The 16,061-nt window shown below is 58.9% G+C and carries 9 protein-coding genes; 6 read left to right on the top strand and 3 right to left on the bottom strand.

Features of this window, described 5'->3' with window-relative positions; genetic code table 11:
* Positions 1-176: 176 nt before the first annotated feature.
* Positions 177-5,027 carry a DEAD/DEAH box helicase gene (locus J9314_RS13580; protein ID WP_210602891.1) on the top strand — a complete coding sequence of 1,617 codons (4,851 nt, stop codon included), beginning with the start codon at positions 177-179 and terminating at the stop codon, positions 5,025-5,027.
* Positions 5,028-7,199: 2,172 nt separating this feature from the next.
* Here the strand turns inward: J9314_RS13580 and J9314_RS13575 are convergent.
* A complete protein-coding gene (locus tag J9314_RS13575; RefSeq protein ID WP_210602890.1) occupies positions 7,200-7,442 on the bottom strand; it encodes a helix-turn-helix domain-containing protein in 243 nt (80 codons plus the stop codon).
* 127 nt (positions 7,443-7,569) lie between these two features.
* Between J9314_RS13575 and J9314_RS13570 the strand changes: the two genes are divergently transcribed.
* Positions 7,570-7,905: an Lsr2 dimerization domain-containing protein gene (locus J9314_RS13570; RefSeq protein ID WP_210602889.1), complete on the top strand. Its 336-nt coding sequence runs from the start codon at positions 7,570-7,572 to the stop codon at positions 7,903-7,905.
* 701 nt (positions 7,906-8,606) lie between these two features.
* Here J9314_RS13570 and J9314_RS13565 read toward each other — a convergent pair.
* Positions 8,607-10,133 (bottom strand): Abi family protein, encoded by a 1,527-nt coding sequence (locus J9314_RS13565; RefSeq protein WP_210602888.1) that lies wholly within the window; start codon positions 10,131-10,133, stop codon positions 8,607-8,609.
* Positions 10,134-10,793: 660 nt separating this feature from the next.
* Here J9314_RS13565 and J9314_RS13560 point away from each other — a divergent pair.
* From J9314_RS13560 to J9314_RS13550, 3 genes are all read left to right on the top strand, one after another.
* Positions 10,794-11,369 carry a TetR/AcrR family transcriptional regulator gene (locus tag J9314_RS13560; protein ID WP_210602887.1) on the top strand — a complete coding sequence of 192 codons (576 nt, stop codon included), beginning with the start codon at positions 10,794-10,796 and terminating at the stop codon, positions 11,367-11,369.
* The gene (locus J9314_RS13555; RefSeq protein ID WP_210602885.1) at positions 11,366-12,022 is read left to right on the top strand and encodes a VC0807 family protein; all 657 of its coding nucleotides are present in this window, start codon (positions 11,366-11,368) and stop codon (positions 12,020-12,022) included. The genes J9314_RS13560 and J9314_RS13555 overlap by 4 nt, the downstream gene beginning before the upstream one ends.
* Before the next feature lie 65 nt (positions 12,023-12,087).
* Positions 12,088-13,044, top strand: a complete 957-nt coding sequence (locus J9314_RS13550; protein ID WP_210602883.1) for a quinone oxidoreductase family protein — start codon at positions 12,088-12,090, stop codon at positions 13,042-13,044.
* A gap of 41 nt (positions 13,045-13,085) precedes the next feature.
* Here J9314_RS13550 and J9314_RS13545 read toward each other — a convergent pair whose 3' ends face one another.
* On the bottom strand, positions 13,086-13,706 hold the full coding sequence (locus J9314_RS13545; protein ID WP_210602882.1) for a CGNR zinc finger domain-containing protein: 621 nt from the start codon (positions 13,704-13,706) through the stop codon (positions 13,086-13,088).
* An 88-nt stretch (positions 13,707-13,794) separates the two neighbouring features.
* On the opposite strand from J9314_RS13545, the gene J9314_RS13540 reads away from it, so the two are divergent.
* The gene (locus tag J9314_RS13540; RefSeq protein ID WP_210602876.1) at positions 13,795-15,438 is read left to right on the top strand and encodes an MFS transporter; all 1,644 of its coding nucleotides are present in this window, start codon (positions 13,795-13,797) and stop codon (positions 15,436-15,438) included.
* Positions 15,439-16,061: the final 623 nt, after the last annotated feature.

Genomic DNA, 16,061 nt, shown 5'->3' with positions numbered 1-16,061 from the left:
TCATTTCTGCCACAGTTCATGATTGGTGTCCTGAAGATCATCTGAAGCAGTTGCGTGGTCCTTTTCACCTCTGACCAGACCGCACAAACCACAGCTGCTTAGAACTTCCTAGTGCACGGCGAGAATTCCAGTGCGCTGTCTCAACTTCATCTGCACTCATACGTAGTATTAGACCCATGGCTTCCCGTACATCATCGTCAGCACTGAAGCTGCTTGACCAGCTCTACTTCTCGTCGACCTCGAAGACCGATAAGGGGACGAAGTTCGAACGGTTCACTCAGTCGTTCCTGCAGACGGACCCGTTGTGGTCTGAGCAGTTTGAGAAGGTGTGGATGTGGGATCAGTGGCCAGAGCGGTGGGGGCCGGACACCGGGATCGACCTGGTCGCCGAGCGCCGCGACGGTGGCAGGGTTGCCATCCAGTGCAAGTTCTACGACCCGACCCACAGGGTCTCTAAAGCTGACATCGACACGTTCCTCTCCGCGTCCGGTCGCGGCGGTTTCACCGAGCGGATCGTCGTGTCCACCACGACCCAATGGGGCGCGAACGCAGAAGCCGCAATCCGCGAGCAAATGATCCCAGTCCGCCGCATCGGATTGGAAGACTTCGAGCAGTCACGGATCAACTGGGACCTGTTCGACCCCGAAACCCCCACGGTCTTGGAGCTCTCCGGTACATCAGACCTTCGTCCGTACCAGCGCACTGCCATTGACCAGGTCACTGAGGGGTTCGTCGACAATGACCGAGGCCGCCTGATCATGGCCTGCGGAACTGGCAAGACCTTCACTTCCCTACGGCTGGCAGAAGAGACCGCCGGATCCAGAGGAAGCGTGCTGTTCCTCGTCCCGTCGATCGCACTGCTGTCGCAGGCGCTGCGAGAGTGGTCGAACAACACCGCCGTCGGCATCTCGCCGATGGCAGTGTGCTCGGATGCAAAAGCCACTCGCGGTCGCAAAGCGAACGAAGATACTCCAGAGATCTCGGTTGTCGACCTGGCACTACCAGCGACGACGGATCCAAACCGGCTCGCACAGCGGATGAAGGACAACCGCGCCAGCGGCGAGGGAATGCGGGTGGTCTTCGCAACCTATCAGTCGATCGACGTCGTCGCCCAAGCACAGAAGATCGCCGGTCTCGAACCGTTCGACCTCGTCATCTGCGACGAGGCCCACCGGACCACCGGCGCGACCCTAGCCGGCAGCGAAGAATCCGCGTTCGTCCGTGTCCACGACAGCGACTACCTCAAGGCGTCCAAGCGGCTGTACATGACTGCGACACCACGTATCTACGACGACGCGTCGAAGGCGAAAGCCGGCAAGGCGCAGGCCGTTCTCGCCTCGATGGACGATGAAGACGTCTATGGCCCTGAGTTCTTCCGGCTCGGGTTCGGAGATGCCGTGCAGATGGGCATGCTCACCGACTACAAGGTCCTAATCCTCACAGTGAACCAAGAGACAGTCGGCGAGGCCATGCAGGATGCCTTCGCCCAAGACGGTGAGCTGACCCTTGACGATGCGACGCGACTGATCGGCTGCTGGAACGGCCTGGCCAAACGCGGAGACGTCGAGCATTCTTTCGACCTCGACCCACAACCAATGCGCCGCGCAGTCGCCTTCGCCAAGGACATCAAGTCCTCGAAGCGCGTCGCCAATCAATTCACTGACGTCGTCACCAGCTACATCGACAATCACGAAGATGAATCGCGTGATGACCTGCTCGACGTCGAGGCAAAGCACGTAGACGGTTCGATGAATGCGATGGAACGCACCGAGCTCCTCGAGTGGCTGAAAGAGGACACCGACGGCAATTCTTGCCGGGTCCTGTCCAACGCACGGTGTTTGTCTGAGGGTGTGGACGTGCCCTCCCTGGACGCCGTGATGTTCCTCAACCCCCGCCGGTCGGTCGTCGACGTGGTCCAATCTGTCGGTCGTGTGATGCGTCTGGCCAAAGGCAAGAAGTACGGTTACATCATCCTGCCTGTTGTCGTGCCGGCCGGCGTTGCCCCGGAGAAGGCGCTCGATGACAACAAGAACTTCCAAGTGGTTTGGGATGTCCTGCAGGCTCTGCGTGCCCACGACGAACGCTTCGACGCAATGGTCAACAAGGTCGAGCTGAACAAGACCCGTGACAAGAAGATCGACGTCATCGGTGTCGGTTTCCCAGGTGACGAAGACGACTCCGGCTCCAAGTCGGGGTCAGAAGCTGACTCAGGAAGTGGAGCCCAAGGAACACTCGAACTGCGGCTGTCGCAAATGGACGAACTGCGTGACGCGATCTACGCACGGATGGTCAAGAAGGTCGGCTCACGCACCTACTGGGACCAGTGGGCCAAGGACATCGCCGTGATCGCCCAGTCCCACATCACACGGATCACAGCACTGGTCGATGACCCCGATACGGCTGCGTCCCAGCAGTTCGAAGTTTTCCTCGACGCGTTGCGCCGCAACCTCAACGAATCGATCACCAGTGACGGAGCGATCGAAATGCTCGCTCAGCACATGATCACCAAACCGGTATTCGACGCTCTCTTCGAAGACTATTCATTCACCGACCGCAATCCGGTTTCAATGGTGATGAACCGGATGGTCGACTCGCTGACCGCAATGAACGTGGACTCCGAGGCTCAGTCGTTAGAGAAGTTCTATGAGTCGGTGCGATTGCGAGCGGCAGGTATCGATAATGCCGAGGGCAAGCAGAAGATCATCACTGAGCTCTACGAGTCCTTCTTCAAGAACGCTTTCCCCCGTGCTGCCGATGCCATGGGTGTCGTCTACACGCCGATCGAGATCGTCGACTTCATCCTCCGCTCGGTGAACGACGTGCTTAAGAAGGAATTCGGGCACTCGATCAGCGACGAAGGCGTGCACGTGCTCGACCCGTTCACCGGGACCGGCACGTTTATCGTCCGTCTCTTGCAGTCTGGACTCATCGACTCCGCGGACCTTGCCCGGAAGTTTGCGTCTGAGCTGCATGCGAACGAGATACTTCTGCTCGCGTACTATATCGCCGCTATCAATATCGAGACGACGTTCCATGACCTACATGCGGCGAATCGTAACGTCGATCTTGCAGCAGAGGACTACAAACCGTTCGATGGAATCGTCCTGGCGGACACGTTCCAGCTTACTGAAGATGGTGACCTTACTGACGAGATCGTGTTCCCAGCGAACAATTCTCGAGCAGAGGCTCAGAAGAAGCTCGACATCCGTGTCATCGCTGGCAATCCGCCATATTCGAGAGGACAAACCTCTGGCAATGACGACAACGCCAACGTCAAGTACCAAACCCTCGACGCCCGAATACGCGAAACATTTGCCGCACGTACCGACGCGACTAACCAGAACCTTCTTTACGATTCCTACATGCGTGCGATCCGTTGGGCAAGTGACCGCATCGGTGATGAAGGCGTAATTGGCTTCGTTACAAATGGCGGATGGATCGAAGGAAACACGGCGAAGGGGGTACGGAAGACTCTCGCAGACGAGTTCACCTCGATCTACGTGTTTAACCTTCGGGGAAATCAGCGCACCGCCGGTGAAACCAGCCGAAGGGAAGGAGGAAAAGTTTTCGGCTCGGGAAGTAGGAACACCGTCGCGATCTTCCTCCTCGTTCGCACGAAGAGCCACGCTGGCCCCGCGACGATCCACTATCGCGATATCGGTGACTACCTCAGCGCCGAGGAGAAGCTGAAGATCGTCGGTGAATCGATGCTCGATACGGTCCCGTGGCGGATCATCACGCCAAACCAGCACGGTGACTGGATCAACCAGAGAGACGAAGACTACTTGTCTTACCCTATTCTCGGCGACCGCAAACGAGTCGAACCGCCTGGGGTGCCGTACGTCTTCGCTCTCCATTCCCTCGGTGTAGCGACCGGGAGAGACGCCTGGGCGTACAACTTCGGGCATGAAGCACTCGCGGGTAATGCTGAGCGCAGCATTGCTGAGTATGATCGACAGCTTTCGGTGATCGGGGGGACCGATGCCACTCCCGAAATAGATAAAACCAAATTCTCGTGGAACGAGAACGCTCGTGCCGATCTTCGGCGCGGACGGAGCTACGTTTTCGAGTCAGAACATATTCTCACTTCACTCTATCGCCCCTTTACCAGGTCAAATCTCTACTTCGATCAATCCCTCAATGCCCGCCGGTATCAGCTCCCAAATATCTTCCCAACGGCAAATCATGACAACTATGGTTTCTATCTCACCGGGATCTCCTCCCATCACGAATTTTCCTTACTTGGCACCAGGCTAGTCCCTGACCTGCACACATTGGACTCCGGACAGTTCTTCCCTCGATACAGCTGGGAAGCTGTTGAGTCCGACGCCCTAACTCTGGATCTAGATGAGGAGATCGTCGACGGCTACCGACGTGTCGACAACATCACTAACGAGTTCCACCAGCTCATGCGCAAACGATACGGCGACTGGGTCACGAAAGACGACATCTTCTCCTTCCTCTACGGCCTGTTGCACTCGCCCGCATACCGTGAGCAGTACGCGGGTGAGTTGAAGCAAATGCTTCCGCGTGTCCCTCCCGTGTCCTCGTCGTCGTTCGGCGCGTTCGTACACGCGGGCGACGAGCTGTTCCACCTCCACGCCGACTATGAAAACGTCGAACTGTACCCACTCGAAGTCGTCGGTGGGGAACAACCACCGATGGATGCTCAGGACGACTACTACCGAGTCCAGAAGATGCGATTCCCCGCTGGGAAGAGGGCCGCATACGCTCCTGACACCTTAATCATGAATCCGCAGATCACTGTGCGTGGTATTCCCGAAGAGGCGTACCGCTACCAACTCGGGTCGCGCAGTGCGATCGAGTGGATCATGCGCCAGTACCAGGTAACGACGGACAAGGCGTCCGGCATCGTCAACGACCCGAATCAGTGGGGCATCGAGCACGGTAATCCCCGCTACATCTTCGATCTGCTCCAAAAGGTCATCACGGTCTCTGTGCGCACTGTGGAGATCACCGAATCGCTACCGTCGATCAATACCGGAGAGAGCGGATCGAGTTCATAGTGTGGAGCCTCCGTGCCAATAGCTCTGACGATTCGTATTTCAAAACGCTGAGTCCCACGCCTCGGCTATCCTGAACACATGTTCTCGACGATGAGTCCAGTATGAGCATCTGTGCAGTCGTGTGGTGTGACCGTGACGCAGTAGCGCGTGGTCTTTGCGAGCGATGCTATGCCAGATATAAGCGCGGACTCAGTCCGAACGATACTCAGCGGTATACGTCTCGGGAGACCAAAGAGCGCGTGCGATTAGAGGCGACGCAGCGTCGTGAGGCTGGCGAAAGCATCGCTGATATCGCGTCCTCGCTAAACCTGAACGAATCGACAATGGGCAAATGGCTCCGGGCGTGGGGAGTGCGGCCGACAGCGGGGAAGTATGGTCAACCACTTGCACAGAATCAATGGAAGCGGTGGACTCGAGAAGAGGCAGTTATTGCTCTCACACGCATTGACCTGTCGATTGCCGAGCGCGCCAAGCTCTTGAAACGTTCGTACACGGCCGTAGCAGGTTTTATCCACGACTATCAGCAACGACCGGATGACCTGTATGGGATCAAATAGGGACTATGGTCCGGCTCTTGTGCACCCTGATCCGACTAACGGCAACTGCACGGAAGCAATCGACGAACTCGGGCCCGTGCTCATCGCGTCAATGACGGCGCTGGCCAACGATGCCTTACTTGAGGAAGGGGCCTGACACTATTTCTGAGCTGACGGGGCCTTTCGAACACTGGTGCGAGGTGTGCGGGAAGACTGAGGTTCTGACGTCCGAGGAGGCGTACCGTACGGGGTGGGACTTCCCGCCGCGCATGGGGCAGTGGGGTGTCATTAGTCCACGTACCTGTCGGACGTGCCCGATGAACCGTACAGTCTGGTGGGCCATGGCCATGGATGGATACGACGCGAAGCAGCTCAGTCCTGCGCAGAGAGAAGTCGCTATACGGATTATGGCCGAAGGGCCCGACGGCTATGGTCATGATGAATGATTCAATTGATGACTACCGCCATCCGGCCGGTCGGCTGGAAGCGTGCTCAATCCCTTGCTAGGTACAGCGATTGAAGCGCAGGCTCAACGACGAGGGGCACGTCGGAGAGTTCCGTCGTAGGGCAGGACTAAGCCCACGTTCTCGGCATTATCAGTTCTAATCAGCAGTTTCTCGGCCAGACGGTCGATTGAGCCATTGCGAGAATCGAGCAAACCATCCAGGTCGTCTGGTCCTGCCTTCCACCAAGGCTTGCTCATCCTTGAAACAGTTGATCACTGGCATCGGGAAGTGAAAGAACTGTGAGTCCCAGCCTTCTGGCTTCTGTCCTTCCGCCCACCACTGATATCGGACACCCACTGATCCGACGTAGGCTGCCATCACACAACCTCTGAACTCCGTTCGTTCAGGATCGGTCCAAACGCAGTCCCCGCTCATCGTCAAGCCTTTACCTGCGGCACGGTGGACAGAGTCAGTTGTCACTAGAGCCATGTGGGCATCGGCCATGTCGTCAGCCCCATCCAGGAAGGCCCGAAGGGAGTCAGGCACAGGTAGTCCGGACCGGACCATCCGGCATCCGAAGTGCTTGGCGTAGTACCTGGCGAGGTTAAAGGTGTCGTTCTGCCAGGTGTCTCTGTAGATCTCCTCGAAGTCGATGCCTGGGAGAATGCGGACCCACGTCTTGTCCAGATAATCCGAGAATCTCGAGTACGCCCGATCGAACGGCTGAGAGCGATCATTATTGCAGGTGCCGCACATGGACTTCGGGAACTTCACAACTCCATGGCGGTCCCGCTTGATCCCACGTTTTCCGCGGATTTCTCGCGTTCCTTCGTCCCCCACCCAGATGAGGAAATCATCTCCCATCAGTCGGGTGAGATCTGACTGTTTGTACTTGTGTTCGCCAGTGGTCGCGGGATACTCTCTGCACCACCAGCACAGCCCGTCCGAGCTCACCTTCAAATGGTCGAGCGCCCCAGGTGGCAACCAATCTTGGGGTGAGTAGTTTCCTATTGCCATGTGATTCCCGTTCAAGCTGGCTAGATCCGAATGCTTCAATGAACATACGGTCAATCCGATCCTGACCTCTCAAGAGTTTCATGCGGATCTGACATGACGGCAGTTTCGAAACGTCTTGCAGACACCACCTTTACGAGCCTCGACAAGTAATCGCAGTTGCTTAGGCGATGCAGTCAGTCAATCGTTTGAGTCGTAACAGGGTCCACCAGCAACGACAAGGGCTCGATCCCGAGCTTTTCTGCCAATGCAGTGAGCGAGTCCAGTGACATGTTTCTCTCGCCGCGTTCCAACGAGGCCACGTAGGTCCGGTCGTATCCGAGGCGTTCAGCCCACCCTTCCTGGGTATAGCCGCGCTCCAGGCGAATGGCACGGAGGTTCGCCCCTAGCCGCTGGTTGAGTGGACCTCTCTTCTGCACTCAAACAGACTCGCCCGACGGTACTTATAGATCCACGTACTTATAAGTATCATTGACGTCGTCATGACCGACCGATAGCCAACGAGAGCCGAAGCGAAGCGGTACCTGCGCGCCGGCTTACAACGAGATGAAACGGAAGAAGACCATGGTGACGAGGACGATTCTGGTCTCCGATCTGAGCGGTGAACCTGAGGCGGAGACGGTGACGATCGGCTGGAAGGCTGACTGGTATGAGACGGAACTGACTGCGGCGGAGCACGCTGAGCTCGATGAGAAGCTCGATCCGTACATAGCGGCCGGCCGGAAGGCGGTAAAGAGCCCGTCGAAACATTTCGTGCCCGACACGACGGTCGAAGAGCGGGAGGATATCCGCGCCTGGGCGCGGGAGAACGACTATGAGCTTGCTCGGTACGGCAAGATCCCGAACTTGATCTACCTGGCGTACCAGGCCGCTCACGCATGACGCGCATCGCTTCGATCAAGTACTACCAGAGCTGAGGCGCCTATCACCGCCAGGGGCAAATGCGGCCGACCCCAGCGCAGTTCAACTCCGTGGAGAACGACGACTGAGGCGGGCCCACGGAGGACCGCGACTACTACATCGACGGGTCGGTCGAAGTGACCCGGAGATTGAACGTCCTGCGGTTCTCGGCCGCTGATGGGACGTACGAGTCCTTCGTTGCCGGACCGAATAAGGTGATGGACTGATGCCTGACACCCGGCGCTGCGAGCAGAGGCTCGCATGGCGAGGTCGCGTTAACGGTTAGCACCACTACGCCTGATCCCCTGCGTCCGACGACACTTCGACGAGGGCCTGGTAACGACGTGGTCGACACCTGGAAACGCCTGACAGGCTGGCGGGGCAGGCAGGACGGGTCATTCGCGACCGGAGACGATAGACCGCTCTTTGTATGAGGACTGACTTTGCCCAGCGATGACCCCGGCCAGACTGCCACTGCTTATGCAGTTGAGCTCGTAGGCTGATCCCAGCAGTGCCTCGCATCGCGATCACGAGGCGTCGCTTCTTGGGTCGACGGGTCTGTGGTAATGGCGCTTCTCACCGCGTGGAATCGAGTTGCCGTCGCGTGAGCACCGTCGAAGGCGGACCACAGCTGGAAGAGGGGTGCTTGGCAGGTCGGGGAGGTGGGGGCAACCCCTTAGGTGTTAATTTCCACCCGGAGCAACGAAGCTGCTCATCGCGCCGGTCTCCTCGATCGTCGTCTCGAAGTCCGACTCGGAGACTAAGTGCAGCAGATCGACTGGCGATAGGGTTGCGCCGTCCTCGCCGCTCGGAAGCCCAACCTGCGGAGTCTGCCACCAATCCAACAGCGCCGTCGCGACACGCGTTGGATCTGTGTCTTGACATGAGGCGGCGAACGTCTTGTTGATCTCCGCGAGGGCGTGGATGATCTTGCCGTCGCGGAACTGGAAGGCGGGATAGTGCTTGACGTTCCCCAGTTCGATCTCGATCACCACTCGGTACTTGACATAGGTTCGCAACAGCGACTTCTGCGCGGCACGCTTCCGTGCCGCTCGCTGCTTCGGCGTTGTTGGCTCGGACTTGGACCTGGGCTCAGCGCTTGTGAGTTCCGCGCGGGTTTCAGGGGCAGTAAGGCACTCGGCGCGGTCGAGCAGACCGGCTGCCAACATGGGTGAAGGGTCGAGCGTGAAATCCTGGTCCCACACCAGGCTGCTCCGCCAATCATCGGGGAAGCCGAGCTGACTCATGGAGAACCCGATCTCCTGCGATCGCGCTTCGATGAACTCGGCGACGTCGACCACGTCGGAGCTCTGCGGCGCGATGCTCAGCATCAAGTGGCGCAAGATGAGCAGTACGCCGTAGAGCTTGTTGTTCACGCCCTCCTTCTCAAGAGGAGCCAGGAGGCCGTCGGGATCCGTGCGCAGCAGCCCCGGCCCATCAATCACCACGTCGAGCGTGCGGTTCCACAGCCGGCCGTAGTGCGCGCAGATGTTCCGCACGTTGCGAAGGTTGTTGAGCCAGTTGTTCAAGGCCCCGCGGTCGCCTTTGCCGTCGGCGGTGCTGATCTGGAACCGCGCGGCCAGGATCTCTTGGTCCGCCTGGGGCATCAAATTGCAGAGGCCGCTCAGCAAGCCGAAGGACATCACCTCGGTGGCCACCCAGATCGGCAGGTGCGGGCCATAGTTGTCGCGGAAGTGCGCGACGAAGTCGCCCCTCGCCCGCCTCTCGTGTCGGTCGTATTCCTCGAGCCATTTGCGGTAGGCGGCAATCGGTTCGGGTGACGCGCTTGGGTCCGTCGGCCGGAGCGCACCGAGCTTCTCGGGATGCCGGTGGACAAACCGATCTTGCCTGCCGAGCCGGTGGCCGAGGTGGAACCGCAGCGCCGTCTCGACCGCGCTGAGGACATGGCCCAGACGGGTCCGTAGCTCGTGGTCGAATTCGTAGAGGTCGACCACGTGGGCCAGGCTCGTGCCAGGCACAAACGTGTCCAGACGGATCTCGCGGCCGTTCTCGTCGAACCAGTCCGCAGGGGCCTCGGGCCGAGCTCGATGGAGGTGCCAGTACCCCGACAGCCGGTAGTAGCCATAGCGCCTGAGCACGCCCGAAGCGAACTTCTCAGTACCGCAGTCCATGCCTCTCGCGCGCAGTCGCCGAATCTGCTCGGGGACGGTTAGGAACGGTTTGACGTAGGTACTGTCCGGCGCGCTCATGCACTCATCGTCTTCGCGTCTCCGACCCGGGAAAAAGAACAAGTCCGCGTCTCATCGCGAGAAGCGGACCTGTCGTGTTGGTTGAAGAATACTCGATCGCCTTATACGGGTCAAACGCCCGTAAGCCCATTGCGCCCTGTGCAGTGGTCGCTCAATGACCCGATCGACGATCAGCCGGTCTGCGACGCCCGACGCTTGGCAGCGACCGTCTTGCGGGAGCGGCGCAGGTCGGCCAGGGTTTGGTCGATGTCGCTGGTTTGGTCGACGTCGACCGAGAGCGCGTCGTCCAAGCGGCGATCTCCACCGTCATCGCCATGAGCATCGCGTAGTCAGTTACTCATCCTGTGAATTTCCTAGTCCATTCTGGCATCGAACGATCCTCAAGAGTGGCCTTGGCGGCAGGGTGCGCCGATGGTGACTATCGGCAGCCGTCTCAAACACAGCATGGGTTCGGAGGCGAGGTAGCTGCACGGGAGGATAGGCAATTCTCTGATGGTCCGGCAGAGCAGTCGCTGGTAGGCGAACCGTGGGTGATCAATATGCGGTACGGCTCCAATTCAGTAAAATCTGTCGCTCGACAAATTTACCTATGCAGGTTATAAATAACCTATGCAGGTAAATTCAAGGTCGGTCACCTCTACGGCGCGAAGGACGCAGATCGTGCGCGCGGCGATTGAAACGTTTGCGGAAGTCGGTTTCGAAAAGGCATCGTTTGCTGAGATCACGCGCCGCGCGGGAATGAGCAGCCAACGGCTGATTTCCTATCACTTCGAAGACAAGAACGACCTGTTGTGGCAAATCGTCAAGGACATTTACAGCGAAGCTGCCCAGTTCATGGAAGAACAGATGCTGGGGGCAGAAAGTGCTGCCGAGCGCCTACGCGCCTATATGGGGGCCAACCTCGAGTTTCTCCGCGACCATCCACGCGAAATCGCCGCACTCACAGAAATCGGACCCCACCTTTCGACCCGCTCGAGGCAGTCCGCAACATCGTTACGTGAGCAGCAACCTGTGATCGAGGGATTGACTTCCATCTTGCGCGAGGGGCAAGAAACTGGAGAGTTCGAACAGTTCGACCTACAGGCCGTCGCCGTTATGATTCGGGCCTCGATCGAGCGCGCCGCGCAATGGCTGCACGCCGACCCCCCGCTCGACTTCGAATCCTATCGCCAGGAGTTGATCCGTACTTTCATGCTGACAACCACTGGGACTCGAGCCTCGGGGAGGAAGCCATGACCGCACGAACAGACGGTGATCGATCGGCCCTAATACTCGTCTTTACCCACCTTGTGGCACCGCTGGCTGTGTTCTACGGACTTCGAGCGCTCGGAGTCGGGCCATGGTTTGCACTTGTGACTGGGACTGTCATTACCGCAATCGAAGTGATTTCCACTGCGGTGACCCGACGTCGGCTGGACACGGTGAGCATCACGGTACTCGTGATTCTGGTGATCTCGGCGGGCTCGTCCTTGGCCACAGGCGACGCCCGTCTGCTCTTAGTGCGCAATGCCGCAGGCACAGCACTGATAGGGGCCTGGTTACTGATAACACTCTGCCTGAAACGCCCGTTGCTCTTTGACGGGGCCCGCATGCTCCAGTCCGCAGACGCCCGCAAACAATGGGACCGCCGATGGCAGGAATCGAATGTATTCCGTCGTGCATTGCGGGTCTTGACAGGAGCCTGGGGAGCTGGCTTTCTGGTCGACGCCGTCGCACGTTTGGTACTGGCCATGACTTTGCCAGTTGATCTCGTGCCGCTCCTCGACAACCTGCTACTTATCGTGACTGTCATCGTCCTGATCATCGTCCAGAAGCTAGTCGGCTCCCATTACCGGACCCGCTATGGCCTGCAACTTCGTCAGCCATCAGGTGACCGGCACGAGCACTGAACTGCGGCGGCTGGAGAGGCCGAGGTGTTCGACCTCATCAGCTCAACCGCCGAGATTCCAAAAGTTTGACCAACTCACCCCTGGAGGTGCGCATGCGTCGAGTTCGCTACGAAGTCAACGGTGGTCCTGAAGTCCTCTTCACAGAGAGTGTTCCGGTCCCCGAGCCTGGTCCTGACGAGTTGCTTGTTCGCGCCGAGGCGGTCGGGGTCACCTTGCCTGTAGTCCGCAAGGTCCGCGAAGGTACTGAGCCGGGCCCGCTCGGGGGTGAAGTCGCGGGTATCGTCACTGCAGCGGGCGCTCATGTCCTCGATTTCGCCGTCGGTGATCGTGTCACCGGGCTCTGTTTTTCACATGCCTACGCAGAGTGCGCTCGTGTCCACCAGTCGATGGCCTCCCGAATTCCCGATAGGGCAAGCTCGGTCGAGGCTGTCGCGCTAGTCCGGAGCGGTCTGGTGGCGCGGGGAGCATATCAGGCTGCGCGCGCCAGCTCGGGTGAGAGTGTGCTCGTGACCGCCGCGGCCAGCACTGTCGGAGCTTTCGCTCTTCAATACGCCGCAGCAGGGGGTGCATCTCGTATCGTCGCAGCCGTCGGCAGCTCCGCCAAGGTTGACTTTGTTCGCTCCCTCGGGGCCGACAGTGTCGTGCTCTATCGCGACTCTTCCTGGGGCGATCCGGTCGATGTCGTACTCGATGGAGTCGGCGGCGGACTCCTCGGACCCGCGGTACGCGCTCTCGCTCGCGGTGGTCGACTGGTTGCGTTCAGTTCGGGCGGTGGCACAATCGATGCCTTTGAACTCATGCGTCGCGGGGCCTCGGTCACTGGCTTCCAGATGGGTGCTCTCGTCCGCGAGGATCCACTGCAGTACGCGTGCTGGCGAGACGAGCTTTGGAATCTCTACTGTCATGACGATCTGCGCGCGCCCATCCACGCGGAGCTCCCGCTCGAGCAGGCTGCCGAGGCTCACACGATCATTGAATCGCGGCGCAACCTTGGCAAGGTTGTTCTAGTCACCGGTGGGTGAACTCGAAAAACGGCTCAAAGGCCCCTACGCTAACAAATCGCTCATGGGTCAGGGCTGGTGTCGTCGTGATGGGTTCGTAGGTAGTGACGGCGCTGTCGGGCACGGTTTCCGCAGTCGGCGGGATCGCACCATCGCCGTCGTCGAGTTCCGGAAGAGTCCAAGAACACCCAGCCACATCCGGGACAAGCGCGCAGTCGCGATAAGTCGGCCGTCGTCAGCACATGGACCGCATCCAGCGCGAGAAGATCCAGCAAGCGACAATCAGGCGGGTGGCCGCGGTGAAAAGACCAGTGCACTTGCGGTCCATCGCTGGTGAGTTCTTGGTGGGACCAGGCACCGTGAGCAGCAGCGGACATCTCGGTCAGATCCTGCGCGCTGGGGGCAAGACCAGCGGCCACGTTGGCAAAGATTGCAGCCAGAAGTTCGCGCAGTCCAACCGCCCGGTCGATGGACTGTGCGCTTGGGTGCCACGAATTCACGAACGGCTCGCCGATCATCAGGTTCGCCCAGCGGGACAAGTTCTCGGGTGGAGTGAGCCAGTCGTGCGACCTATCCCCAGAGCGGAAACTGACGAGATTGGCGAAATCGAGCGAGAGCTTCCCTCCGATCGCCTTGTAGGTCCCGGCGTAGTCGCCCGGATCCAAAGGTAGCGCTTCCGCCATAATCTAACCCCACTTTCACTGTTGACACGTTATCATGTCGATGCATAACCTAACGTGTAAGAATCTGATTAACCGTTAGGATAGCGATATGCCAACCGTGCACCTTGAGTCTTCGGCACCTGCTGGTGCCCCCCGGCTCCCAGTAATGCTGCTGATGGTTGGAGCGTTCAGTGTTTCGGCCGGCTATGGCATGTTGTTGTTACTGCCGCTCTACGTGCGACAACTCGGCGGCGATGAAAGCGATTTCGGTTTAATTGTGTCCTCTGCGGTGGTCCCGGCGCTCGTCTGCCTTATAGCGTTGACACGGTGGCCGCAAGCCTTGCGTCCCGCATCGGTCCTCGCATTAGCCGCTGGCCTCGTCGGCATAGCGGCGGGAACAGCCGCACTCGTGGCTGGCGGCTGGGTACCGCTAATCGGCGTAGGAGTAGCAGTCGGCACCGCGTGGGCGGTGATCTACACTGCAGCGCCAATGGTCATGAGTGCCATGGTCACCGATTACAATCGGTCCACCTACTTTGGTTATTTGACCGGCAGTGAACAACTTGGAATCGGCCTCGGCCCCGTAGTTGGCTCGGCATTGCTCACTACACCGTTGGGATTTCGCGGGACTTTCCTAGTCGCTGCAGTCCTTAGCCTCGCAGCCGTGGCGGCGATCGTCGGAGTGGCCGCCACGACCCCAGCGGTTCCTCAAACGAAAATTGCTGACAGCGATGCGAACGTGCCCTCCCTCGCGCAAGCGTCCAGGACAATACTGCATTCCGAAGCGGCCCCGTGGTTGCTCGTGATCGGGCTATTCGCGTGTCTGTTCACCGCGATGACGCAATTCCAGACTCTCTTCGCTGCTGATCACCATCTCAACTACCAGGTCTTCTATCTGGCCTACAGTGCCGCAGTCATCCTCGTAAGATTTGTGGTTGCCCGCCGCATGGCCGCGTACGACTCCCGGCTCGTCATTGCGGTCTCGGTCACCATTATGGCGACAGCAGTGGCCGCCTTCGCGGTCATCGGCTCTAACCAGGTCCTCTATGCGTTGTTCTCGGCGGTGCTGGGACTGACCTACGGTCTGGCCCTGCCCACCGCGCAAGCAGAGGTCGTCAACGTCTCCGCAGAAACCGTCCGTGCCCGAGTGTTACCGCTCGCCGGACTTATCTTCCAAGGGGCCACACTAGCCTTTCCCCTGGCTGTCGGATTGATCGTGGCCGATTTCGGATACTATCCGTTGTTCACAGTGCTGGTGGTGTTCGCGCTCGTCCAAGCCGCAATCAGCTGGCGAGCATTCGCGCGCCGACGTGTCGTCGCCCCCGTGCCGACGCCCGAGCCCGACACAGTACCGCCATTGGACACGGTTGCGACGACCAGCCGAGTCGAGTCGTTGAACATCGACTGCCGAAATCCTCGACGCCTGGGGTATTTCTGGCAACAAGTCCTCGGCATAGAAGAGGTGGCTCGTGACTTCCAACGCACACCGCACGGAGCAGACGGAGTGCGCCTTAGTGACGAAAGGTGGCTCATCGACTTCAGATGGACCGACGACGCCAGCCGACCTGGCAAAAACACGTGGCACCTCGACGTGGTCTCCACAAAAGGCAGCCAGCAACAAGAACTCGATCGATTGCTCGCCCTGGGAGCACGACAGATCGATATTGGGCAAGGATCGGCTGACTGGGTGACTTGGTATGTCCTGGCGGATCCGGAAGGCAATGTCTTCTGCTTGGTAAGCGGAAACGAGTAATGACCACAGCCGACCCCAGGATTAGTAGGAGTAGGGGTTGATGTTGGCAAACGTGAATTCCAAGGACGCGATAGCCTGCATCGGCAACTCGGTTGCCGCTCTCGTACACAACAGGGGGTCGGCGTTCAGATGTCAATCGAAGCAATCAGTTATACCTTCTACAGCTTAGGAATCTCAATCTCACCCGCAGTAATCGCCGTGCGACTTTAAATGGGCAACCCAAAAAGAGCCTCGATGATCCTCGGGGCTTAACACGGTCCTGTCTCTACAACATCCACGGTTCTTACGACCGATGCGCGCTCCAAAGTGAGAAGCATTAGTTCCGTTTCTAACAACGTCCTCAGTCTCATGTCTCCAGCATCCTCGCGCCGACATAAAACTGGGAACTCCGACACGTCCGACGCGAAATTGAGATTCCAACACCAAATCCGAGAGTCTACACTTGGCCCCGTTTCGCAACAACACCACCTGATAAAAATGAGGACCGGCCCTGGACCTACCGAAGTAGGCGGAACCGGTCGTGATAGTTGAATACTATCGCGTGATGTAGCTATGAGCACTGCCCCTAGTACCCAACACAGAAGTTAGGCATCCGTTGACCGATGGCCGTTGGGGGCCGAGAG

It is taken from the genome of Brevibacterium oceani, assembly GCF_017948325.1.
Classification (GTDB): domain Bacteria; phylum Actinomycetota; class Actinomycetes; order Actinomycetales; family Brevibacteriaceae; genus Brevibacterium; species Brevibacterium oceani.
Note: the sequence above shows the minus strand (reverse complement) of the source record. Positions and strands in the feature narration are given on the sequence as shown.

Excerpts from the sequence above, each read along its gene's own strand:
- J9314_RS13580 (WP_210602891.1), top strand. The coding sequence starts at position 177 with ATGGCTTCCCGTACATCATCGTCAGCACTGAAGCTGCTTGACCAGCTC.
- J9314_RS13570 (WP_210602889.1), top strand. The coding sequence starts at position 7,570 with ATGAAACGGAAGAAGACCATGGTGACGAGGACGATTCTGGTCTCCGAT.
- J9314_RS13565 (WP_210602888.1), bottom strand. The coding sequence starts at position 10,133 with ATGAGCGCGCCGGACAGTACCTACGTCAAACCGTTCCTAACCGTCCCC.
- J9314_RS13555 (WP_210602885.1), top strand. The coding sequence starts at position 11,366 with ATGACCGCACGAACAGACGGTGATCGATCGGCCCTAATACTCGTCTTT.
- J9314_RS13545 (WP_210602882.1), bottom strand. The coding sequence starts at position 13,706 with ATGGCGGAAGCGCTACCTTTGGATCCGGGCGACTACGCCGGGACCTAC.
- J9314_RS13540 (WP_210602876.1), top strand. The coding sequence starts at position 13,795 with ATGCCAACCGTGCACCTTGAGTCTTCGGCACCTGCTGGTGCCCCCCGG.